The organism is Pelomonas sp. Root1217, from assembly GCF_001425705.1.
In the GTDB taxonomy this organism is placed as follows: Bacteria; Pseudomonadota; Gammaproteobacteria; order Burkholderiales; family Burkholderiaceae_C; genus Pelomonas.
The window spans coordinates 286,063-305,943 of sequence record NZ_LMDC01000023.1 but is presented as its reverse complement, the minus strand read 5'-3'; the positions used below and the strand labels follow the sequence as shown (position 1 = coordinate 305,943).

General features: G+C 67.4%; 20 protein-coding genes. 5 read left to right on the top strand and 15 right to left on the bottom strand.

Annotation, left to right across the window (positions count from 1 at the left end; genetic code table 11):
• Positions 1-88: 88 nt before the first annotated feature.
• Positions 89-859 (top strand): 16S rRNA (adenine(1518)-N(6)/adenine(1519)-N(6))-dimethyltransferase RsmA, encoded by a 771-nt coding sequence (rsmA, locus tag ASC95_RS15695; protein WP_057298653.1) that lies wholly within the window; start codon positions 89-91, stop codon positions 857-859.
• A gap of 243 nt (positions 860-1,102) precedes the next feature.
• Here the strand turns inward: rsmA and ASC95_RS15690 are convergent, their stop codons facing one another.
• From ASC95_RS15690 to ASC95_RS15680, 3 genes are all read right to left on the bottom strand, one after another.
• On the bottom strand, positions 1,103-1,498 hold the full coding sequence (locus tag ASC95_RS15690) for a barstar family protein (protein WP_057298652.1): 396 nt from the start codon (positions 1,496-1,498) through the stop codon (positions 1,103-1,105).
• A 46-nt stretch (positions 1,499-1,544) separates the two neighbouring features.
• Positions 1,545-1,973: a ribonuclease gene (locus ASC95_RS15685; RefSeq protein ID WP_235537943.1), complete on the bottom strand. Its 429-nt coding sequence runs from the start codon at positions 1,971-1,973 to the stop codon at positions 1,545-1,547.
• Between the two features lie 243 nt (positions 1,974-2,216).
• A complete protein-coding gene (locus ASC95_RS15680) occupies positions 2,217-4,514 on the bottom strand; it encodes an NADP-dependent malic enzyme (RefSeq protein WP_057298650.1) in 2,298 nt (765 codons plus the stop codon).
• A 90-nt stretch (positions 4,515-4,604) separates the two neighbouring features.
• On the opposite strand from ASC95_RS15680, the gene thiL reads away from it, so the two are divergent.
• From thiL to ASC95_RS15665, 3 genes are read left to right on the top strand one after another with little or no spacing between them, the layout of a single operon-like run.
• On the top strand, positions 4,605-5,543 hold the full coding sequence (gene thiL / locus ASC95_RS15675; RefSeq protein WP_057298649.1) for a thiamine-phosphate kinase: 939 nt from the start codon (positions 4,605-4,607) through the stop codon (positions 5,541-5,543).
• The gene (locus ASC95_RS15670) at positions 5,540-6,067 is read left to right on the top strand and encodes a phosphatidylglycerophosphatase A (protein WP_057298648.1); all 528 of its coding nucleotides are present in this window, start codon (positions 5,540-5,542) and stop codon (positions 6,065-6,067) included. The genes thiL and ASC95_RS15670 overlap by 4 nt, the downstream gene beginning before the upstream one ends.
• 2 nt (positions 6,068-6,069) lie before the next feature.
• Positions 6,070-6,567 carry a CinA family protein gene (locus ASC95_RS15665; protein WP_057298647.1) on the top strand — a complete coding sequence of 166 codons (498 nt, stop codon included), beginning with the start codon at positions 6,070-6,072 and terminating at the stop codon, positions 6,565-6,567.
• Between the two features lie 156 nt (positions 6,568-6,723).
• Here the strand turns inward: ASC95_RS15665 and ASC95_RS15660 are convergent, their stop codons facing one another.
• Genes ASC95_RS15660 through ASC95_RS15620 form a run of 9 tightly spaced genes read right to left on the bottom strand, consistent with a single transcriptional unit; the run spans position 6,724 to position 16,385 of the window.
• Positions 6,724-9,117: a bifunctional diguanylate cyclase/phosphodiesterase gene (locus ASC95_RS15660; RefSeq protein ID WP_057298646.1), complete on the bottom strand. Its 2,394-nt coding sequence runs from the start codon at positions 9,115-9,117 to the stop codon at positions 6,724-6,726.
• 10 nt (positions 9,118-9,127) lie between these two features.
• Complete coding sequence (locus ASC95_RS15655) at positions 9,128-9,718, bottom strand: methylamine utilization protein (protein WP_057298645.1); 591 nt, start codon at positions 9,716-9,718, stop codon at positions 9,128-9,130.
• Positions 9,719-9,757: 39 nt separating this feature from the next.
• On the bottom strand, positions 9,758-10,828 hold the full coding sequence (gene holA, locus ASC95_RS15650; protein ID WP_057298644.1) for a DNA polymerase III subunit delta: 1,071 nt from the start codon (positions 10,826-10,828) through the stop codon (positions 9,758-9,760).
• Positions 10,828-11,316, bottom strand: a complete 489-nt coding sequence (lptE, locus tag ASC95_RS15645) for an LPS assembly lipoprotein LptE (protein WP_056200082.1) — start codon at positions 11,314-11,316, stop codon at positions 10,828-10,830. Before lptE ends, holA begins: the two co-directional genes overlap by 1 nt.
• A 5-nt stretch (positions 11,317-11,321) precedes the next feature.
• Entirely contained in the window at positions 11,322-13,952 is a 2,631-nt protein-coding gene (gene leuS, locus ASC95_RS15640) for a leucine--tRNA ligase (protein WP_057298643.1), read from the bottom strand.
• 40 nt (positions 13,953-13,992) lie between these two features.
• Complete coding sequence (locus ASC95_RS15635) at positions 13,993-14,418, bottom strand: biopolymer transporter ExbD (protein ID WP_057298642.1); 426 nt, start codon at positions 14,416-14,418, stop codon at positions 13,993-13,995.
• A 2-nt stretch (positions 14,419-14,420) separates the two neighbouring features.
• Positions 14,421-15,065, bottom strand: a complete 645-nt coding sequence (locus ASC95_RS15630) for a MotA/TolQ/ExbB proton channel family protein (protein ID WP_057298641.1) — start codon at positions 15,063-15,065, stop codon at positions 14,421-14,423.
• A gap of 1 nt (position 15,066) precedes the next feature.
• On the bottom strand, positions 15,067-15,807 hold the full coding sequence (gene dapB / locus ASC95_RS15625) for a 4-hydroxy-tetrahydrodipicolinate reductase (RefSeq protein WP_057298640.1): 741 nt from the start codon (positions 15,805-15,807) through the stop codon (positions 15,067-15,069).
• Complete coding sequence (locus ASC95_RS15620) at positions 15,804-16,385, bottom strand: outer membrane protein assembly factor BamE (RefSeq protein WP_057298639.1); 582 nt, start codon at positions 16,383-16,385, stop codon at positions 15,804-15,806. The genes dapB and ASC95_RS15620 overlap by 4 nt, the downstream gene beginning before the upstream one ends.
• A gap of 111 nt (positions 16,386-16,496) precedes the next feature.
• On the opposite strand from ASC95_RS15620, the gene fur reads away from it, so the two are divergent.
• Positions 16,497-16,937 carry a ferric iron uptake transcriptional regulator gene (gene fur / locus ASC95_RS15615; protein WP_056200069.1) on the top strand — a complete coding sequence of 147 codons (441 nt, stop codon included), beginning with the start codon at positions 16,497-16,499 and terminating at the stop codon, positions 16,935-16,937.
• 148 nt (positions 16,938-17,085) lie between these two features.
• Here fur and hprK read toward each other — a convergent pair whose 3' ends face one another.
• The 3 genes from hprK to ASC95_RS15600 form a co-directional block, all read right to left on the bottom strand.
• Positions 17,086-18,042, bottom strand: coding sequence for an HPr(Ser) kinase/phosphatase (gene hprK / locus ASC95_RS15610; RefSeq protein ID WP_057298638.1), 957 nt, complete (start codon positions 18,040-18,042; stop codon positions 17,086-17,088).
• A gap of 34 nt (positions 18,043-18,076) precedes the next feature.
• Entirely contained in the window at positions 18,077-18,547 is a 471-nt protein-coding gene (locus ASC95_RS15605; protein WP_057298637.1) for a PTS sugar transporter subunit IIA, read from the bottom strand.
• A gap of 350 nt (positions 18,548-18,897) precedes the next feature.
• Positions 18,898-19,836: an IS1595-like element ISPels1 family transposase gene (locus ASC95_RS15600; RefSeq protein ID WP_057298636.1), complete on the bottom strand. Its 939-nt coding sequence runs from the start codon at positions 19,834-19,836 to the stop codon at positions 18,898-18,900.
• Between the last annotated feature and the right edge of the window lie 45 nt (positions 19,837-19,881).

Sequence of the window (19,881 nt, the reverse complement as noted above, 5' to 3'; positions counted from 1 at the left end):
CCACCTCCTACGCGCTTCGCGCGCCCCCTCAAGGGGGCACTGCCAGTGGCCCGGCAAAGCCGGTTCCACGGCAGTCACTCGGTAAGTCATGAAGTCCCATATTCCGAGAAAGCGCTTCGGGCAGCATTTCCTGACCGACAAAGCGCTGATCGAGGCCATCGTCGACCTGATCGATCCGCAGCCGGGCGAGACCCTGGTCGAGATTGGCCCCGGCCTGGGCGCGATGACGCTGCCGCTGCTGGAGCGACACAAGCCGCTGACCGTCATCGAACTGGACCGCGACCTGGCAGCGCGCCTGCGCAAGCGCGACGACGTCGAGGTCGTCGAGTCGGACGTGCTCAAGGTGGACTTCAAGGCGCTGGCCGCCACCAAGGGCGCCAAGCTGCGCGTGGTCGGCAACCTGCCCTACAACATCTCCACGCCCATCCTCTTTCACCTGTTGAGCGCGGTGGACGACGTCGTCGACCAGCACTTCATGCTGCAAAAGGAAGTCGTCGATCGCATGGCCGCCGGGCCGGGCGGCAAGGATTACGGGCGCCTGAGCGTGATGCTGCAGTGGCGCTACGACATCGAGTCGGTGCTGGACGTGCCGCCCGAGGCCTTCGACCCGCCCCCGCGCGTGGACTCGGCCATCGTGCGCATGCAGCCGTTGGCCAAGCCGCCAGCGGTAGACCCGGCCCTGTTGGGGGCCCTGGTCACCAGCGCCTTCTCGCAGCGCCGCAAGCTGCTGCGCCACAGCCTGGGCCACTGGCTGGCCGAGCGCGGCTTTTCAGGCCACTTCGACCTGCAGCGTCGTGCCGAGGAAGTGCCGGTCGACGAATTCGTCGCGCTGGCGCTCGAAGTGCCGCAGCAGAAATGACATTGGGGCCCTTGGGGCCCTAAGTAAAAACGGGACCCGAGGGTCCCGTTTCTTCATCGAAGGGTTCAGCGCATCACGCCGCACTGAGCCACATCGACGTGTCGAAAGCACTGCACATCATCGGCATGTTCATGCCGAAGTTGGGGTTGCCAATCGCCGTCTTCGCGCTTTTCGGCGCGGGCTTCTCAATAACCGGGGCCACCTCAGCAGCCCGCTCCCATGACCCGTTTTCTTGGGAGCGGGCTACTGAAAAGAATAGAAACAGCGGAAGGGGATCTTCCTGTCGGCCCAGTAGTCGGCCGTGTCGCGGAAGACATCGAGCAATTGCTCGCGCGCCTCGCGGTCGAACCGCACGTTGTCGGGCAACTGCTCCAGCACCACGACAAAGCCTGGCTGCGAGCCGGACTTGTGGACGAGGTCGGTCATGCAGTCATGCAGGGCGTCCAGGTTCTTGCCGAAATGCGCTGGAAACAGGAAGGCCTGCGCGATGCCATCGAGCACGTCCTGCTTGGACTGCGCCTCCGACAGGTTGGCGTACAGGAAATGCTGGCCCGCTTCTTGGGCGGCCTGCATCAAGTCCTCGACCCTGTAGGCCCGTATGGCCTGCACGATATTGGGACGGACGGTCTGCAAAAGCATGGTCGCGTTCCTCCTTTCAAGTCACAAAACTGCTGAACCCTCGACTTCACCGGGCCGCTTGGGCGCGGACGCGCTTGAAGCTGGCATAGTGATCGTCGGTGTAGTAACAAATCTCGGGCGCCGTCGGCGGCGTGCCACCGCAGATGAGGCGGCGGGCACCGCGGTTGCGGGCGCCAGGGGTTTTGACCGTGTATTCGCGATAGAAGCCGCGAGCCTTGCGGGGCAGCAGACGCTCGCGATTGCCGAACACCACGCCGTCCTTGGCATAAGGAAACGGGCCACCGGCGAGAACGAGCCGGTGCGTTTCCTGGGCCTGGGCGGGCAGCTCGCTCAGCGAAATTTCGGCCAGAGCGGGCGTTGCGGTGGGGGGCTTATCGCCGACGGCTTCCTTGGCTTGCGCGCCTCCGGCCAAGCCGGAAAGCAGCAGGGCGGTGGTGACCGCCGAGGCGCCGGAGCGCGCCAGCCACGAGAGCAAAAACACGGGTTAACCCTGAACGAGAAACCGTAATGGTACCGAAGCGACCCCAAAAGCTCAAGCGCGGTCCGGGCGCCAGAGTCTGGAATAGGGTCATGTGAGCCAGCACTCACGCGCGCCTAAGTGATTGATTTCACTTGCAGCTTGACAGCTGCATGACGCAGTTTTGGGTCGTGAAAACTTCTGTCAATTGGGGGAGTCCGGGCGCTTTTGCCCTGTTCCCCCTTGGAGCCGGTGCCAGGTTCAGGCGCGTGCCGCGTTCGCGTCGGCGACGGTCAGGGCCGTCATGTTGACGATACGGCGCACGGTTGCCGAAGGCGTCAGGATGTGCACCGGCTTGGCCGCGCCGAGCAGCACCGGCCCGATGGCAATGCCGCCGCCGGCTGCGGTCTTCAGCAGGTTGTAGGAGATGTTGGCGGCATCGATATTGGGCAGCACCAGCAGGTTGGCTTCACCGGTCAGCGGGCTGTTGGGCATGATCTGCTTGCGGTAGGGGGCGTCCAGAGCGGTGTCGCCGTGCATCTCGCCGTCGACCTCCAGCCAGGGTGCCAACTGCTGCAGCAGCGCCAGCGTGTCGCGCATCTTCACGGCCGAGGGTTTGTCGCTGGTGCCGTAGTTGCTGTGCGACAGCAGGGCGGCCTTCGGCGTCAGGCCGAAGCGGCACATCTCCTGGGCGGCCATGACGGTGATCTCGGCAAGCTGCTCGGCGGTCGGGTCGTAGTTGACGTGGGTGTCCACCAGCATGACCTGGCGGCCCGGCAGGATCAGCCCGTTCATGCAGGCATAGGTCTTCACGCCGGCGCGCTTGCCGATGACCTGGTCGATGTACTGCAGGTGCGTGGCGGTCGTGCCCCAGGTGCCGCAGAGCAGGCCGTCGACCTCGCCCTTGTGCAGCAGCATGGAGCTGATCAGCGTGAGCCGGCGGCGCATCTCGATCTTGGCAAGCTGCTGGGTGACGCCCTTGCGCTCGGTCATCTGCAGATAGGTCTGCCAGTAGTCGCGGTAGCGGTCGTCGTGCTCGACGTTGACGACGTCATAGTCGCGGCCTTGCTGCAGGCGCAAGCCGAAGCGCTCGCAACGCTCGGCGATGACCTGCGGGCGGCCCACCAGCGTTGGGCGCGCCAGGCCTTCGTCGACGACGACCTGTGCGGCGCGCAACACGCGTTCCTCCTCGCCCTCAGCGAAGGCGACGCGCTTGTTGGGCGCGCGCTTGGCCGCGGTGAAGATGGGCTTCATCGTGTTGCCCGAGGCGTAGACGAAGCTCTGCAGCTTCTCGCGGTAGGCATCCCAATCCTGGATGGGCCGCGCCGCGACGCCCGAGTCCATCGCCGCCTTGGCGACGGCCGGCGCGATGCGCATCATCAGCCGCGGGTCGAAGGGCTTTGGGATCAGGTACTCGGCGCCAAAGCTCAGCGTCGCGCCGACATAGGCCGCGGCAACCACCTCGCTCTGCTCGGCCTGGGCCAGATCAGCGATCGCGTGAACCGCAGCGATCTCCATCTCGACGTTGATCGTCGTCGCGCCCGAGTCCAGCGCGCCCCGGAAGATGTAGGGGAAGCACAGGACGTTGTTGACCTGGTTGGGGTAGTCCGTGCGGCCCGTGGCCATGATGGCGTCGCCGCGCACAGCCTGGACTTCTTCCGGCAGGATCTCGGGCGTCGGGTTGGCCAGCGCGAAGATCAGCGGCTGCGCGGCCATGGTCGCGACCATGTCGGCCTTCAGCACGCCGCCGGCCGACAGGCCCAGGAAGACGTCGGCGCCGGCAATCGCCTCGCGCAGGCTGCGTTGCGACGTGGGTTGGGCGAAGGCGGCCTTGTCCGGGTCCATCAGCTCGGTGCGGCCTTCGTAGACGACGCCCGCCAGGTCGGTCACCCAGATGTTCTCGCGCGGCAGACCGAGCTTGACGAGCAGGCCCAGGCAGGCGAGTGCCGCAGCGCCGGCGCCCGAGGTGACCAGCTTGACTTTCTTGATGTCCTTGCCGACGACCTTCAGGCCGTTCAGGAAGGCCGCGCCGACGACGATGGCCGTGCCATGCTGGTCGTCGTGGAAGACGGGAATCTTCATGCGCTCGCGCAGCTTGCGCTCGACGTAGAAGCAGTCCGGTGCCTTGATGTCCTCCAGGTTGATGCCGCCGAAGGTGGGCTCAAGTGCGGCGATGCAGTCGACCAGCTTGTCGAGATCGTTCTCGGCCACTTCCAGGTCAAAGACGTCGATGCCGGCGAATTTCTTGAACAGGACGCCCTTGCCCTCCATGACCGGCTTGGACGCCAGCGGCCCGATATTGCCCAGGCCCAGCACGGCCGTGCCGTTGGAGACGACGGCGACCAGGTTGCCGCGCGAGGTGTAGCGGAAGGCGTTGGCTGGGTCCGCGACGATCTCCTCGCAAGCCGCCGCCACGCCAGGCGAGTAGGCCAGCGCCAGGTCGTGCTGGTTGACGAGCTGCTTGGTCGCCGCGATGGCAATCTTTCCGGGGGTCGGGAACTCGTGGTACTCGAGAGCGGCCTGGCGGAGTTGGGCGCGTTTTTCTTCGGAGCTGAGCATGGCGGGATCACAAGGTGCCGACGGGGCTGGAATCATGCCACCCAAGGGCCCGCCGGGCGCTGTGGATGTCCACAAGGTCTAATCGCGGCCATGGGCGAATTCGATCTGATCCGGCGCTACTTCCAGCGCCCCGCGGTGGCTGGCGTCGAGGTGAGCGTGGGCGACGACTGCGCCGTGCTCGTGCCCACGCCCGGTGCGCGCTGGCTGGTTTCCAGTGACATGCTGGTCGAGGGCCGGCACTTCCTGTCGACGATCGATCCGGTGCGCCTCGGCCACAAGGCGCTGGCTGTCAACCTGAGCGACCTGGCCGCCTGCGGTGCGACGCCGCGAGGCTTCACTTTGGCCCTGGCCCTGCCGCGCGTTGACGAAGCCTGGCTGGCCGGTTTATCGCGCGGCCTGTTGGCCCTGGCCGACGCCCACGCCTGCCCGCTGATCGGCGGCGACACGACACAGGGGCCGTTGAATCTCTGCATCACCGTCTTCGGCGAGGCGCCGCCGGGGCTGGCCCTGCTGCGCGGCGGCGCGCGCGTGGGTGACGAGATCTGGGTGTCGGGGCGCCTTGGCGACGCGCGCCTTGCGCTGGAAGTGTTTCGCGGCACGGTCGCGCTGGACGGCGCCGGCTTCGACTGCGTGCGCACAGCCATGGAGCTGCCAACGCCGCGAGTCGAACTGGGCCAGGCGCTGCGTTGCATCGCGACGGCGGCCATCGATGTGTCGGACGGCTTGCTCGGCGATCTTGGTCACATCCTCGCCGCCTCGCGTGTCGGCGCGCGGCTGGACTTGGATGCGTTGCCACGCAGCGAGGTGCTGGCCACGCAGCTGGCTGTCGTGCAGCGCGAATGCCTGCTGGCAGGCGGCGATGACTACGAACTCGTCTTCACGGCGCCGGCCGGTGTGCGGCTGCCCGATGTGGGCGTGGCATTGACGCGCATCGGCGTCATTGAAGCCGAGCCCGGCCTGCGTGTCGTCGATGCTCGCGGCGCCGCCGTAGAGCACGGCCTGCGCTCCTTCGACCACTTCAAGTCATGAGCGGCGCACCTATCCGTCCGACGCCGGCCTTCATGCTGCGTCACCCGGCGCGCTGGATTGCGCTGGGCTTCGGCAGTGGCCTGAGCCCCAAAGCGCCCGGTACCGTCGGCACCCTGTGGGCTTGGGCTGTGTTCTGGGTCATCTCGCCGTGGATGAGCGAGCTGGCCTGGGGCCTGCTGATCGGCATCGGCACGCTGGTGGGCTGGTGGGCCTGCACGCGCACGGCGCGCGACATGAACACGCCCGACCCGGCCTCCATCGTCTGGGACGAGGTGCTGGCCTTCTGGCTCATCCTGTGGCTGATCGCGCCGGTGGGCTGGCTGGGCCAGCTCATTGCTTTCGGCCTGTTCCGCTTCTTCGATGCGGCCAAGCCCGGGCCGGTGGGCTGGGCGGACCGGCTTTTCAAGGGCGAGCGCGGGGCCACGGTCACCTGGGCGCAGGGCTTCGGCATCCTGTTCGACGATTTCGTCGCCGCCGGCTGTACGCTCGCTGTCATCGCGCTCTACCGCTTTGTGATGGGGTAAGCATGTTTGCCGAAGACCTTGAACTGATCGACCGCATTGCCGTGGCGCTGATCCAGCGGCGCGAGCGCATCGGCACGGCGGAGAGCTGCACCGGCGGCCTCATCGCCGCCGCCTGCACCAGCCTGAGCGGCTCCAGCGCCTGGTTCGAGCGCGGCGTCGTCAGCTACAGCAACGAGGCCAAGGCTGAACTGCTCGGCGTTCCCAAGGGCCTGATCGCGCTGCACGGCGCCGTCAGCGCCGAGGTGGCCGAACACATGGCACGTGGCCTGCTGGCGCATGCACCCATCGATTGGGCACTGGCCGTCACCGGCGTGGCCGGGCCGACGGGCGGCAGCGAAGCCAAGCCGGTCGGTACCGTCTGGCTGGCCTTGGTGCATGCAGGGCGGCCGGCCCAGGTCTGGCGCGAGAACTTCTCAGGCGACCGCCATGCGGTGCGCTTGCAGACGGTGACTGCAGGCCTCACCGCGCTGTGCGAAGCCCTTGAAGACCGCGATAACTAGCCGAGCGCCGGGCCGCCCCAAGCGAGGCTGCGTCCCCGCGGGGGCTGAGGCCGGACACATGGCGCCCAGTGGGCGCCATGTGCCTGCCGAAGGGCTGCGGCACTGTCGCAGCGCGGTCTGCAAGACCGTTCGAGTACTCTCGGGCGAGGGGCCAGTTCAGCCGAGTTTGGCCATCAGGCTCTCGGCCGTGACGCCCGAGATGTCCGGCGGCTGCCAGCTCTTGGCCCAGGCAATGAACTGCTCCTGCGGCATGGGCTTGCAGATGTAGTAGCCCTGGCCTTCGTCGCAGCCCAGGCGGGCCAGCATGGCCCAGGCCTTGATGGTCTCCAGCCCTTCGGCGACGACGGTGAGGCCGAGGTTGTGCGCCAGCTCGATGGTGGAGCGCACGATGCGGGCGTCGTCGAGGTCGCGCTCCATCGCCATGACGAAGCTCTTGTCGATCTTCAGCTCATCCACCGGTAGGCGCTTCAGATAGGCCAGCGACGAGTAGCCGGTGCCGAAGTCGTCGATGGACAGCTTGAAGCCCATCGCATGCAGATGCTCCAGCGTGGACAGGGCCCGCTCGGGGTCGTCCATGATGGTGCTCTCGGTGATCTCCAGGCACAGCGATTCGGCCGACACCTGCAGCGGCGCCAGCATGGCTTCGATCTTGGCGGGCAGGTCCTGGTCCATCAGGTCGCGCGTGGACAGGTTGACCGACAGCCGCAGCGTGAGGCCCGCGTCCGCGGCCTGGCGCGCGAACCTGGCCGCGTTGGACAGCACCCAGGCGCTGAGCAGGCGGATGAAGCCGGTCTGCTCGGCAAAAGGGATGAACTGCATCGGCGGCACCAGGCCGCGCGTCGGGTGCTGCCAGCGCACCAGGGCCTCGGCGCCGAGGATCCTGCCCTGCTGCAGGTCGATCTTGGGCTGCAGGTACAGGCGCAGTTCATCCTTCTCGACCGCGTGGCGCAGCTCGGTCAGCAGGGACAGCGACTCCTGGCTGCCGGCGTCCAGCTGGGCGTGGTAGATCAGGCTGCCGCACTGGCGGGCCTTGGCCGCATACATGGCCAGCTCGGCGCGGCCCAGCAGCAGGTTGACCTCACGGCCATGCTCGGGGAAGAGGGCAATGCCGATGCCGGCGCCGAGGTCGATGGTCTCGTTGTCGATCTGCAGCGGACGCTCGAAGTCCTTCAGGATGGCCAGCGCCGCCTCGCTGGCGGCGTGGGCGTCGGTATGGGCCAGCAGCACGGCGAACTCGTCGCCCGAGAAGCGTGCGAGTACCGAATGCGCCGGCGCGCACAGCGCCTGCAGGCGCTCGGCGACCGACTGCAGCAGGCGGTCGCCGACCTCATGACCGAGCACGTCATTGACGTGCTTGAAGCGGTCCAGGTCCAGCATCAGCACGGCACCCGGCGTGTTGCTGTGGGTCAGGTGGTGCTGCAGGAATTCGGCGAAACGCGCGCGGTTGGGCAGCAGCGTCAGCGGGTCGACATAGGCCAGGTTGTTGACGAGAGCATCGCGGCGGCGGATGCCCTCACGCATGCTCTCCAGCGCCAGGGCCAGCTTGTGCACCTCCTCCAGCCGCGAAGTCGACGGCACGGGCGTGTCGTAGTCGCCGCGCTCGAGCCGGCGCGCCGAGGCCGACAGCGCCGTGATGGGGTTGCTGATGCCGCGTGCCAGCAGCACGCTGACGAGGGCGAAGACGACGACGCCCAGCACGGTCAGGCCGAGCAGGACGAGCTGCAACTGCTGGTAGGGCGCCAGGGCCGCGTCCAGCGACCGCAACAGCAGCACGCCAAGGGCTTGATCGCCGCCAATCAGGGGCACGAAGAGGGCGCGCATGCGTTCGCCGGCCAGCTCGACGATGCCGTCGGCTGGAGCCGCCTGACCCAGAGCAGCACGCAAGGCATTGACTGCGCTGCCATCGAGGTTGTCGACGGTGGTCTGCCACTGCCTGGTCGGACCTTGCAGCAGCACAACGCCTTGCAGCTCCGACAGCGCCTTGAGATCGTCCAGCACCTCGCGGTCCAGCGCAAAGGCCATCAACACCCAGCCCACCGGTGCCGGCGTGCGCACCTGCACGGCGACCACCTGGTAGACATGGCTGCCCTGCACGGCCAGCGCCGCGCCGTCCTTGCTCTGGGTGAGCTGGCGCAGCGCCGCCCCGAAGGAAGCCGAGCCGTCTCGCGTGGCGGCGACCAGGTGCTGCTGGTCGTCGAAATAGGCGACGACCGAGGCGCCGACGCGCTCACCTTGATTGACGAGGGCGTCCTTGATGGTCTCGACGGTGCCGGCCTCGGCCAGCGACAGGCCGACCGTGCTGCGAAAGCCGTAGTCCTTGGCCAGCAGTTCGGCCGCGTCCCGCAGCTTGCCGGCGCGTTGGTCGAGCAGGCGGCGCAGCACGCGCTCGCCGGTCTGCAGCTCGCTGGCCAGCGAGTCCTCGGCGTTGTGGGTGATGCTGGCGTGGATGGCGCCGAAGCTGACCAGTTGCACGACCAGCAGCAGCGCCAGGAAGAGAGCGACGATGCGCCCCTCGAGGCGGCGCAGGTTCAGCCAGTCTGGCCAGCGCATTGCGGCGGTGCTACTCGGCGAGCGTGAGGGCTACCGGCCCCCCGCCCGCTGGCACGTCGAGCTTGACGGTCTGCAGGTTGGGCGACTTCTGGCCGCCGTGCCAGGACCTGACGACATGCTCGCCCGCCGGCAGGTCGAACGCCACTTGGCCCTTGTCATCCGTGCGCCCGAAGGTCGGCGTGTCGACGACGACGATGTGGGCGCTCATGCGGTCGTGGATGTTGCAGCCCAGCGTGGCCACGCCCGGCTTGTCGAAGACGATGAGCTCGGCTGGCGTGCCGGAATAGAGCTTGATGTCGATGACCTTGATGGGCGAAAACGAGTAGACGTGATGCCGCACGGTGTCGAAGTTCGGGAAGTTGACGGCCGTGCCGGTCTGCACGACGAGGAGCTGCGGCGTGAACTGGCGGTCGCGCTGGCCCATCTCAGCCTTGGCGGAGCTGGTCTTGCCGGTGCGGCCCTTGACCTCGATGGCCACCGCAGCGTCGGCCAACGGCTGGCCGCCTGGCCCGCGCAACTGCACGGTGACAGGCACGGCCTGGGCGGAGAGCGAACTCAGCGCAAGGGCAGCAGCGACGATTTGGTGAAGAGACGGTGGCATGGCGGCAGGTTTACCGCCCCGACGATAGCCCAATCGGGCTCAACGGGCAGCCAGGGCTGCCCCAGTTTTACCGCTTGCGGCCTCGGCGAGCAGCAGCGCGAGGCGGCGCAGGCCGGCCCACGGGTCGCTGGGCCAGTCGGGGTGGCGCAACCCTTTGACGAGGCCGTCGCAGATCTGCGCGGCCTGCACGAGGGCGCCGGCCTGGGTGGCGTCCAGCCGCGGCGCGATGCGTTCAATGAGGCGCTCCTTGGCGCCCCAGACGCGCGCCTCGCGCAGCGCCAGCGGCAGCGGTTTGCCGGCGTCCAGCGCGGCGCGCACGCGCGCCAAAGCCCGCGCGTCCTCGGCCAGCGTCCAGTGCACCAGCACGGCGGCCTCGCCCTCGGCCTCCAGGCCGTCCAACATGCGCAGCATGCGCGGCACGCCGCCCGACAGCACGGCCTCGCTGAGCTTGAAGACGTCAAAGCGCGCCACGTCCAGCACGGCCGCCTCGATCTGCTCCAGCGTCAGCTCGCCCTTGGGGTGAAGCAGGGCGAGCTTCTGCAACTCCTGGTGGGCTGCGAGCAGATTGCCCTCGACGCGGTCGGCGAAGAAGGCCAGGGCTTTCTGGCCGTCCTCGCCCTCTGGCACCGACTGCCCCTGCGCGCGCAGGCGTTGCGCCAGCCAGGCGGGCAGCAGGCGTCGCTCCACGGGCTCGACGCGGATGGACGCGCCGTTGCCGTCCAGCGCCATGAACCAGGCGCTGGAGAGCTGAGTCTTGTCCAGCCGCGGCAGCGTGACCAGGGTCAGCACGTCGTCGGGCGCGGCCTGGGCATAGCGCTGCAGGGCCTCGGAGCCTTCCTTGCCGGGCTTGCCACTGGGAATGCGGATCTCGATGAACTGGCGTTCGGAGAACAGGCTCATGGCCTGCGCGGCAGCCAGCACCGGTGCCCAGTCGAAATAGGCACCGCTGACGATGAAGATCTGCCGCTCGCCAAAGCCATTGGCGCGGGCGGCGGCGCGGATCTGGTCCGCCGCCTCCTGCGCGAGCAGCGGCTCGTCGCCGTGCACGGTGTAGATGCGGGCCAGGCCCTTGGCGAGATGGGCGCTGAGGCCCTCGGCGCGCAGCTGCATCAGCCTTGGAGCTTCACGGCGGCGAGGCGGCGCATGACTTGGGCGATTGCGTCGGAGTGCATCGCGCCGTACAGATTGGCAGCCTCCTGCTCCTTGGCCAGCGCCCAGGTCTCGGTGTAGGTCATGTCGCGGGCCAGGCGCAGTTCCACCTTGGGCACCAGCAGCTCGCCCGCTGCCGTGCGGATCAGGTAGTCGAACTGCAGGCGCAACTGGAACTCACGCACCTGGCCGACGCTGGTGGACGCGACGACGGTGCGGTCGCGGAACTCGCGGGTGGCCTCCAGCACGACCTGGGCGCGGGCCGGGTCGTCCAGCAACTGCACCGGTGTGCGCTTGATCTGGCGCTTGAGGCCGGCGGCCAGCGGCGATTCCGGCGGGAAGCCGGTCAGCGCCAAGGTCTGGAAGGAGAGCACGGGCTCGTGGCGCAGCTCGAAGCCGCAGCCCGCGAGGGCTGCGCTGCCCAGCAGCAGGAGGTGGCGACGCTGCATTGCGATCAAACGACGATGTTGACGAGGCGGCCAGGCACGATGACGACCTTCTTGGGCGCCTTGCCTTCGCTGAACTTGGCGAACTCCTCGGTTGCCAGCGCCGCGGCTTCGATGGCAGCCTTGCCGGCCGAGGCCGGCACCTTCACTGCGCCGCGCAGCTTGCCGTTGACCTGCAACATCAGCTCGATCTCGTCCTGCACCAGGGCCGCCTCATCGACCGTCGGCCAGGGCGCGTCGAGCAGATCGCCGAGTTCGGCGGCAAAGCCCAGGTCCTGCCAGAGCTGATGGGCAATGTGGGGCGTGGCCGGGTAGAGCACGCGCAGCAGCACCGAGAAGCCGTCGCGGATGGCGGCCGACTGGCCCTCAGCCTTGAAACCTTCGAGTGCATTGAGGAGCTTCATCGCGCCGGAGACGACGGTGTTGTACTGCATGCGCTCGTAGTCGTAGCTGACCTGCTTGAGCACGTTGTGCACCTCGCGGCGCAGCGCCTTGCCGTCGCCGTTCAGCGCGGCGAAGTCCTGGCCGCCGGACTTGATCGCGTCGGCATTGCGCGCGCCGAAGTTCCACACGCGCTTCAGGAAGCGGTGGGCGCCTTCGACGGCCGCGTCGTTCCACTCCAGCGTCTGCTCGGGCGGGCTGGCGAACATGACGAACAGGCGGGCCGTGTCGGCGCCGTACTGGTCGATCAGCGCCTGCGGGTCCACGCCGTTGTTCTTGGACTTGGACATGGTCGTCATCTCGTACTCGAGCGGCGTGCCGTCCTTCTTCAGCTTGGCGCCGGCGATGCCGCCCTTGTCGTCGTGGATGACGTCGATCTCGTGGTCCCAGTAGTAGTCCTTGCCGCCACCCTCGGGCTTGTGGAAGAACGCGCCCTTCAAGACCATGCCCTGGGTCAGCAGCTTCTCGAACGGCTCGCTGATCGTCACCAGGCCGAGGTCGCGCATCGCCTTGGTCCAGAAGCGCGCGTACAGCAGGTGCAGGATGGCGTGCTCGATGCCGCCGATGTACTGGTTCATCGGCATCCAGTACTTGGTGCCGTCCGCGACCATGGCCTGGTCGTTGGTCGGGTCGCAATAGCGCATGAAGTACCAGGACGAATCGACGAAGGTGTCCATCGTGTCCGTCTCGCGCTGGGCCGGCTTGCCGCAGCTCGGGCAGGCGACGTTCAGGAAGGCCGCGTGCTTGTTCAGTGGATTGCCGCTGCCGTCGGGGATCAGGTCGTCGGGCAGCACGACGGGCAGGTCCTTCTCCGGCACCGGCACGACGCCACAGCCATCGCAATGGATGATGGGGATGGGCGTGCCCCAGTAGCGCTGGCGGCTGACGCCCCAGTCACGCAGGCGCCAGGTGGTCTTCTTCTCGCCCAGGCCCTTGTCGGCGAGCAGTTCGGCGACCTTGTTGACGGCGTCCACGTGGCCCAGGCCATCCAGCACGCCGGAGTTGATGCAGCGCGCCTTGGACTTGTCGCCATACCACTCGGCCCACTTCTTGTCGTCGTAGGCCTGGCCGTCAACGTCGATGACCTGCTTGATCGGCAGCTGGTACTTCAGCGCGAACGCGAAGTCGCGCTCGTCATGCGCCGGCACACCCATGACGGCGCCGTCGCCATAGCTCATCAGCACGTAGTTGCCGACCCAGACCTCGACCTGGGCGCCGGTGATCGGGTGGGTGACGAACAGGCCCGTGGGCACGCCCTTCTTGTCCTGCGTGGCCAGCTCGGCCTCGGTCGTGCCACCGGCCTTGCATTCCTCGATGAAGCGGGCGACCTCGGGCTTGTCCTTGGCTGCGACGGTGGCGAGCGGATGCTCCGGCGCCACGGCGCAGAAGGTCACGCCCATGATGGTGTCAGCACGGGTCGTGAACACCCACAGGCGCCCACCGCCGCCTTCGATGGAATGCGGGAACGCGAAGCGCACGCCCTGGCTCTTGCCGATCCAGTTTTCCTGCATCAGCCGTACGCGTTCGGGCCAGCCGCTGAGGTAGTTCGGGTCTTCAGGATTGGCGACGGCCGACAGCAGCTCCTCGGCGTATTGCGTGATCTTCAGGTAGTAGCCCGGGATCTCGCGCTTCTCCACCAGCGCGCCCGAGCGCCAGCCGCGGCCATCGATGACCTGCTCGTTGGCCAGCACGGTCTGGTCCACCGGGTCCCAGTTGACGACCTGGGTGCGGCGCTCGGCGATGCCCTTCTCCAGCATCTTCAGGAACAGCCACTGGTTCCACTTGTAGTAGCTGGGCTGGCAGGTCGCGACCTCGCGGCTCCAGTCGATGGCCAGGCCCATGGCCTGCATCTGGGCCTTCATGTGGGCGATGTTGGAGTAGGTCCACTGCGCCGGCGGCACCTTGCCCTTCATCGCGGCGTTCTCGGCCGGCAGGCCGAAGGCATCCCAGCCCATGGGCATCAGGACATTGAAGCCCTTCATGCGCAGCTGGCGGGCCAGCATGTCGTTGATCGTGTAGTTGCGCACATGGCCCATGTGCAGCTTGCCCGAGGGGTAGGGCAGCATGGAGCAGGCGTAGAAGTGCGGCTTGCTAGCGTCTTCGGTGACGCGGTAGGCATCGCGCTCCGTCCAGTAGGCACGGGCGGTGGCTTCGATCTCGTTCGGGTTGTAGCTGGGCGCTTCGGTCTTGGCGTTCATGGGCCAAATTGTAGGTGGGGCCTCCCGCCCGACCTTTCGCTCAGGGGGCCGAGGCGGCGGCCTGCGCGACGAAGGCGATGCGGTTCAGTCCGGCGGCCTGCACCCAGCCGATCAGCTCGGCCACCTGGCCGTAAGGCACGCTGCGGTCCGCGCGCAGTTGCACTTCCAACTGCGCATTGGCACGGCCGAGTTCGCCGATGCGCTTTTGAAAAGCCATGGCGTCGAGCTCGTCGTCGCCCAGATGCAGCTTGCCGTCCGGCGTGATGGCCACGGCGACGAAGCTCGGCGCGTCGCTGGGCGTGGCGGCTTCGCTCTTGGGCAGGTCCAGGCGCAGCGATGCCGTCATCAGCGGCGCCGTGATCATGAAGATGACCAGCAGCACCAGCATGACGTCGATCAGTGGCGTCATGTTGATGTCGCTCATCGGTCGCGACGCGTCGGGTCTTTCAAGTCGCCCGAAGCTCATGATCAGTCGTGGTCGAGAAGCTCGCGCAAGTCGTGCGCAAAGCCTTCCAGATCGGCCTCGCAGGCCGCGACCAACTTGCCGAAGACGTTGTAGGCCAACACGGCGGGAATGGCCACGGCCAGACCGGCGGCCGTCATGATCAGCGCCTCGCCAACCGGGCCGGAGATCTTGTCGATGGTGATGTTGCCGGCCGCGGAGATGCTGGCCAGCGCGTGATAGATGCCCCAGACGGTGCCGAACAGGCCGACGAAGGGCGCTGTCGCGCCGACCGAGGCCAGCAGCACCTGGCCGAACTGCAGCTTGCCCAGCACCGCATGCAGCGCATCGCGCAAGCGGCGGGTCAGGCGGGATTCACGCTTGCCTGCCGCGTCCAGCGTGGCGCTGCGGGTCTCGGCCGTGGCGGCGTCAAGCAGCGGCAGCAGCAGGCCTTCGGTGTCGAAGCTCTGCAGCGCGCTGCGGCCTTCTGCCACGCCAGCTGCGCCCCAGAAGGCCGGCACGGCGCGTACGAGGCCGCGGCGGGCGCGGCGCAGCAGCCAGGCCTTCCACAGGATCAAAGCCCAGGCGCTGACGGACATGGCCAGCAGCAGCAGCGCCACCGCGCGGCCGACCAGGTCGCTTTGGGCCCAGAAGTCCGCAAAGCCGCCCATATCAGCCGTTGAAGCCCAGGACGTCGTTCATGCCGAACAGGCCGGCCTTCTTGCCGCCGGCCAGAAAGCGCGCGCACCGCAGGCTGCCCTGGGCATAGATGGTGCGGTTGGTGGCCTTGTGGCTGACTTCAATGCGCTCGCCGATGCCGGCGAACAGCACGGTGTGGTCGCCGATGATGTCGCCGCCACGCACGGTGGCGAAGCCGATGGTGGACGGGTCGCGCGCGCCCGTGACGCCTTCGCGGCCGTACACGGCGCTGGTCTTCAAGTCGCGGCCCAGGGCGCCGGCAACGACCTGGCCCATCTGCAACGCGGTGCCGCTGGGGGCGTCCACTTTCATGCGGTGGTGGGCCTCGACGATCTCGATGTCGTAGCCCTCGTTCAGCGCGCGGGCGGCCATGTCCAGCAGCTTGAGCACGACGTTGACGCCGACACTCATATTGGGCGCGAAGACGATGGCCGTGCGCTCGGCGAACCTGGCGATCTCGGCCTTCTGGGCTTCGTCGAAGCCGGTCGTGCCGACGACGGCCTTGATGCCCAGTTCGGCGCAGACGGCCAGATGGACCAGCGTCGCCTCGGGGCGCGTGAAGTCGATCATCACGTCGGCGCCGGCAAGGCCCGCCCGCACGTCGTCGCCTTTGTCCAGCGTGACGTGCAGAGCGCAGTCGCCGGCGGCTTCGACGGCCTCGACGAGCATCTTGCCCATGCGCCCGGAGGCGCCCATGACAGCGACCTTGATCACGAACCTGCCTTGGCCGGAGCAGCGTCCAGCGGCGGATAGGTGCGGCCCGGCGCAGGGCCCTCGGCGGCGGCCGTCGGCGCAGCGTCGGCGCTCTTCTTGGGCAGGGGCAGGGCGTCGCGCTCAGTCTCGCTCAACTCCAGCTTCGGGACCTTGCTGCTGGGCTTGAAGGTGTTGATGGCGGCCACGAAGTCATTCTCGGCCGGCAGGTCGTCAGGCACCGTCAGCTCTTTCAGCTTGTCGCCATCGAAGGTCGCGACGACCAGGCGCTGCTGGTAGGCAGTGCCCTGGCGGCGGATCGTGAAGACATAGTCCCAGCGCGATTCGTGGAAGACGTCGGTCAGCAGCGGCGAGCCGAGCAGGTCGCGCACCTGCGCCTTGGGCATGCCGGGCTTGACGCGGGCGACCATCTCCTTGGTCAGCACATTGCCCTGCACCACCTCGACGCGATAGGGCGTCAGCAGCCCCAGCACCTTTTCGCCGGTGACGGACGGCAGGGTTGGCAGGGAATCCCAGGTGGGCAGGTAGGAACAGCCGCCGAGCAGCGCAAGCAGCGGGAGAGAGGCAAGCAGGGGACGCATCGGGCGGCTGGCTGAAGGGGCAGGGAGGGGACGGGAAGCGCCGGCCGGCAGGCCGGCTGGCTATGATCGGCGGATTCTAGCGGGGGCCTCCCGGCCTCCTTTGCGCCCGCCATGCCCTCTTCCGCCAAGAACCAGACCAGCGACATCAAGAACAGCGGCCTCAAGGCGACGCTGCCGCGCATCAAGATCCTGGAGATCTTCCAGCGCGCGGCGCAGCGACACATGACCGCTGAAGATGTTTACAAGGCTTTGCTTGGCGAGGGCGCCGACATTGGCTTGGCGACGGTCTACCGCGTGCTGCAGCAGTTCGAGCAGGCGGGCCTGTTGAGCCGCAACCATTTTGAGACCGGCAAGGCCGTCTACGAGCTCAACGAGGGTCACCACCACGACCACCTGGTCTGCCTGAACTGCGGCAAGGTCGAGGAGTTCTTCGACCCCGGCATCGAGGAGCGCCAGCACGCCATCGCGGGCGAACGTGGCTTCCAGCTGCAGGAGCATTCGCTGGCGCTGTACGCGACCTGCCTGAAGACGGACTGCCCGAACCGCAGCTGAGCGCTCGCCGCGGGCCGAGCGCAGGGCCGTTCCCTAGCCGGCCCGCTCTGGCGATGTGCTTGCGGCTTGATGCCGCAAGCATCGCCGTCCCCTTGGGGGACCGACCAGACGCGCTCGCGTGTAGCGACGCGAGGCTGGGCGAGGGGTTTCAATCCATCGAGCCGTTGTCGATGGCGCGCTGGTGGCGCTCGACGAATTCCTTGTAGGTGTCGATACCGCGCAGCTGCAGGATGGTGTTGCGCACGGCGGCCTCGACCAGCACGGCCAGGTTGCGGCCCGCGTCCACGGCGATGACGACCTTGCGCACCGGCATGCCGAGCACATCCTCGTACAGCGGCTCGTAGGGCAGGCGCTCGAAGTCGCGCTCCATCGTTTCCTTGCGCACCAGGTGCACGATGAGCTTGAGGCGCATCTTGCGGCGCACGGCCGTCTCGCCAAAGATGGACTTGATGTCGAGCAGGCCGATGCCGCGCACTTCCAGCAGGTTCAGCAGCAGCTCGGGGCAGCGGCCCTCGATGGCGGTCTGGGCAATGCGGAAGAAGTCGACCGCGTCGTCGGCGACCAGGCCATGGCCGCGCGAGATCAGCTCCAGGCCGAGTTCGCTCTTGCCCAGGCCTGATTCGCCGGTCAGCAGCACGCCCAGGCCGAGGATGTCCATGAAGACGCCGTGGCGGGTGGTGCGGTTGGCGAACAGCTGGGACAGGTAGCCGCGCACCAGATCGATGACATGGCCGGCAGACTCATTGGTGCGGAACAGCGGGATCTCGGCGCGGTCGCACATGGCAACCAGGCGCGGCGGCGGCAGGGTGTCGTCGGCGACGATGATGACCGGCGGCTCCAGCGTGACGATGCGGGAGATGCGCCGGTCCTGAACGTCGGTGCCTTCCTGGTTCAGATAGGCCACCTCCCGACGGCCGACGATCTGGACGCGGTAGGGGTGGATGTAGTTCAGGTAGCCGACCAGGTCAGCCGCACTCTGCGCATCGCGCACGGCGGCTTCGTCGAAGCGGCGCTCCGGGTGGGCGTGGCCGGCGATCCACTCCCAGCGCAAGGCCTCGCGGTGCTCTTCGAAAAGCCTTTCCGCGCTGATCGATGTGGGTTTCAAGCTAAGGGTTTACGCGAAGCGTCGAAAAGCGGCATCAAGCGACCGATTTCAGCGGCTCCCAGGCCGCGATCAGCTTGTGCAGGGTGGCGGCGTCCGGTTCGGCCTTGAGCTGCTCGCGCAGTTCGCGGTCGGACAGCATCTCGGCGATCTCGGACAGGATCTCCAGATGACGCTGCGTGGCCGCTTCGGGCACGAGCAGAAAGATCAGCAGGCCGACGGGCTCGTCGTCCGGCGCGTCGAAGCCGATGGGTTGGCCCAGCCGCAGCACCGCAGCCAGCGGGTTTTTCAGGCCCTTGACGCGGCCATGCGGGATGGCGACGCCGTGTCCCAGGCCAGTCGAGCCCAGACGCTCGCGGGCGAAGAGGTTGTCGGTGACCAGCGCCCGGCCCATCTGGTGGTGGTTTTCGAACAGCAAGCCAGCGTGTTCAAAGGCGCGTTTCTTGCTGGACGCATCCACGTTCACCAACACGTTGTCGGCAGGCAGGATGGCGGCGAGACGGTTCATGGGTTGAGGCCAAGCATCGGGGGCGCCGGGTAGGCGCGGCCGTGCCGGGCAGGTGGGTCAATCAGAGCGACAGATTATGGAACCCTGCGTCGTTTTGGGGTGGGCGGTAGCCCCTAGAGACGTGGAAAACGCCTCTGAGCACCCATGAATGCGGGTTTTTGCGGCACTGCAGCAACAACCGATTGCCGCGAGCAACCGTGGATTGTGCATCGCAAAAACAAAGGCTCTTTGCGCATTGCTTGATGACGCATCAGGCACCGACAGCCAGAGCCAGGAACGGCGCGGGCTGTCGGTGAGTTTGGGCTGACCGGTCCAAGGNAAAGGCTCTTTGCGCATTGCTTGATGACGCATCAGGCACCGACAGCCAGAGCCAGGAACGGCGCGGGCTGTCGGTGAGTTTGGGCTGACCGGTCCAAGGCGCGGAACCAGCCCAGGTAGCTGGCCAGGTACGAACTGGCCACCCCATTGAAGCGGCGTATCCAGTTCTTGAGCCTGGCGTGATACGCGTTGGCGTTCTGGATGTGCCAAGCGCCCTGCACCCGCTCACCTCGGGAGAGATTCAGCGCATGGTGCTCAACGCCCAAATGCTTGGCTGCTGCTCCTAACGAGCCACTGCAGTCCGTGCACAGCACAGCGTCCGGGGCCAGTACCGGCGCCAACGCCGCGATGGTCTGAGCCTTGCCGGCGCGTTGCAGGATGAAATCGGCCGTTGCGCCGGAGCGGTCTCGCGCCACCAACACCGGCTCTTGTTCGTCGGACAGCCTGCGCTTGGCTCCGCTGCCGCCTCGGCGTCGAGCCTTGCGGGCCTGCACGTGTTGGCCCTTGCTGGAGCGCAGGAAGTAGGTCTCGTCGGCCTCCACCACGCCTTGCAGCACTCGGGCCTTCACGCCCTGGGCCAGTTGCAGGAAGCGGTGACGCCAGCGGAAGGCCGTGCTGGGAGCCACCGACAGGRTGTCCGCGGCCTGATGCACGCTCAAGCCCTGGCGCAGCACTTGGGCTTGGCGCTCCCATTTCCCCTTTTGCCGCAGCCGAGCCAGCGGCGTYTCGGTCAGCGAGTTRAAGGTCCTGGTGCARCTGCGGCATTTGTAGCGTTGCAACCCGCTGGCGTGTCCATTGCGAACCACGCGCTCACCTTGGCAGTGCGGACAGGCCAGCGGTCGCGATTGCACCGTCTGTACGACCTGCACGACCTCGTCGGCGCCGCTCAARGCCTGCATCAACTCCTGCCGCTGCCCCGGCGTCAGCTTCGATACCTCGGCCAGCATCCTCTTGAGTTCTCGGCTGCGCATCTGTGACTCCCGTCGCCCCAGACTCCGGGGCCGTGCGAGCCAATA

Excerpts from the sequence above, each read along its gene's own strand:
- ASC95_RS15655 (WP_057298645.1), bottom strand. The coding sequence starts at position 9,718 with ATGCCACCGTCTCTTCACCAAATCGTCGCTGCTGCCCTTGCGCTGAGT.
- ASC95_RS15670 (WP_057298648.1), top strand. The coding sequence starts at position 5,540 with ATGAGCGGCGCACCTATCCGTCCGACGCCGGCCTTCATGCTGCGTCAC.
- thiL (WP_057298649.1), top strand. The coding sequence starts at position 4,605 with ATGGGCGAATTCGATCTGATCCGGCGCTACTTCCAGCGCCCCGCGGTG.
- ASC95_RS15620 (WP_057298639.1), bottom strand. The coding sequence starts at position 16,385 with ATGCGTCCCCTGCTTGCCTCTCTCCCGCTGCTTGCGCTGCTCGGCGGC.
- leuS (WP_057298643.1), bottom strand. The coding sequence starts at position 13,952 with ATGAACGCCAAGACCGAAGCGCCCAGCTACAACCCGAACGAGATCGAA.
- lptE (WP_056200082.1), bottom strand. The coding sequence starts at position 11,316 with ATGCAGCGTCGCCACCTCCTGCTGCTGGGCAGCGCAGCCCTCGCGGGC.
- fur (WP_056200069.1), top strand. The coding sequence starts at position 16,497 with ATGCCCTCTTCCGCCAAGAACCAGACCAGCGACATCAAGAACAGCGGC.
- ASC95_RS15660 (WP_057298646.1), bottom strand. The coding sequence starts at position 9,117 with ATGCGCTGGCCAGACTGGCTGAACCTGCGCCGCCTCGAGGGGCGCATC.
- rsmA (WP_057298653.1), top strand. The coding sequence starts at position 89 with ATGAAGTCCCATATTCCGAGAAAGCGCTTCGGGCAGCATTTCCTGACC.
- holA (WP_057298644.1), bottom strand. The coding sequence starts at position 10,828 with ATGCAGCTGCGCGCCGAGGGCCTCAGCGCCCATCTCGCCAAGGGCCTG.
- ASC95_RS15665 (WP_057298647.1), top strand. The coding sequence starts at position 6,070 with ATGTTTGCCGAAGACCTTGAACTGATCGACCGCATTGCCGTGGCGCTG.
- ASC95_RS15635 (WP_057298642.1), bottom strand. The coding sequence starts at position 14,418 with ATGAGCTTCGGGCGACTTGAAAGACCCGACGCGTCGCGACCGATGAGC.
- ASC95_RS15605 (WP_057298637.1), bottom strand. The coding sequence starts at position 18,547 with ATGAACCGTCTCGCCGCCATCCTGCCTGCCGACAACGTGTTGGTGAAC.
- ASC95_RS15690 (WP_057298652.1), bottom strand. The coding sequence starts at position 1,498 with ATGCTTTTGCAGACCGTCCGTCCCAATATCGTGCAGGCCATACGGGCC.
- ASC95_RS15680 (WP_057298650.1), bottom strand. The coding sequence starts at position 4,514 with ATGCTCAGCTCCGAAGAAAAACGCGCCCAACTCCGCCAGGCCGCTCTC.
- ASC95_RS15630 (WP_057298641.1), bottom strand. The coding sequence starts at position 15,065 with ATGGGCGGCTTTGCGGACTTCTGGGCCCAAAGCGACCTGGTCGGCCGC.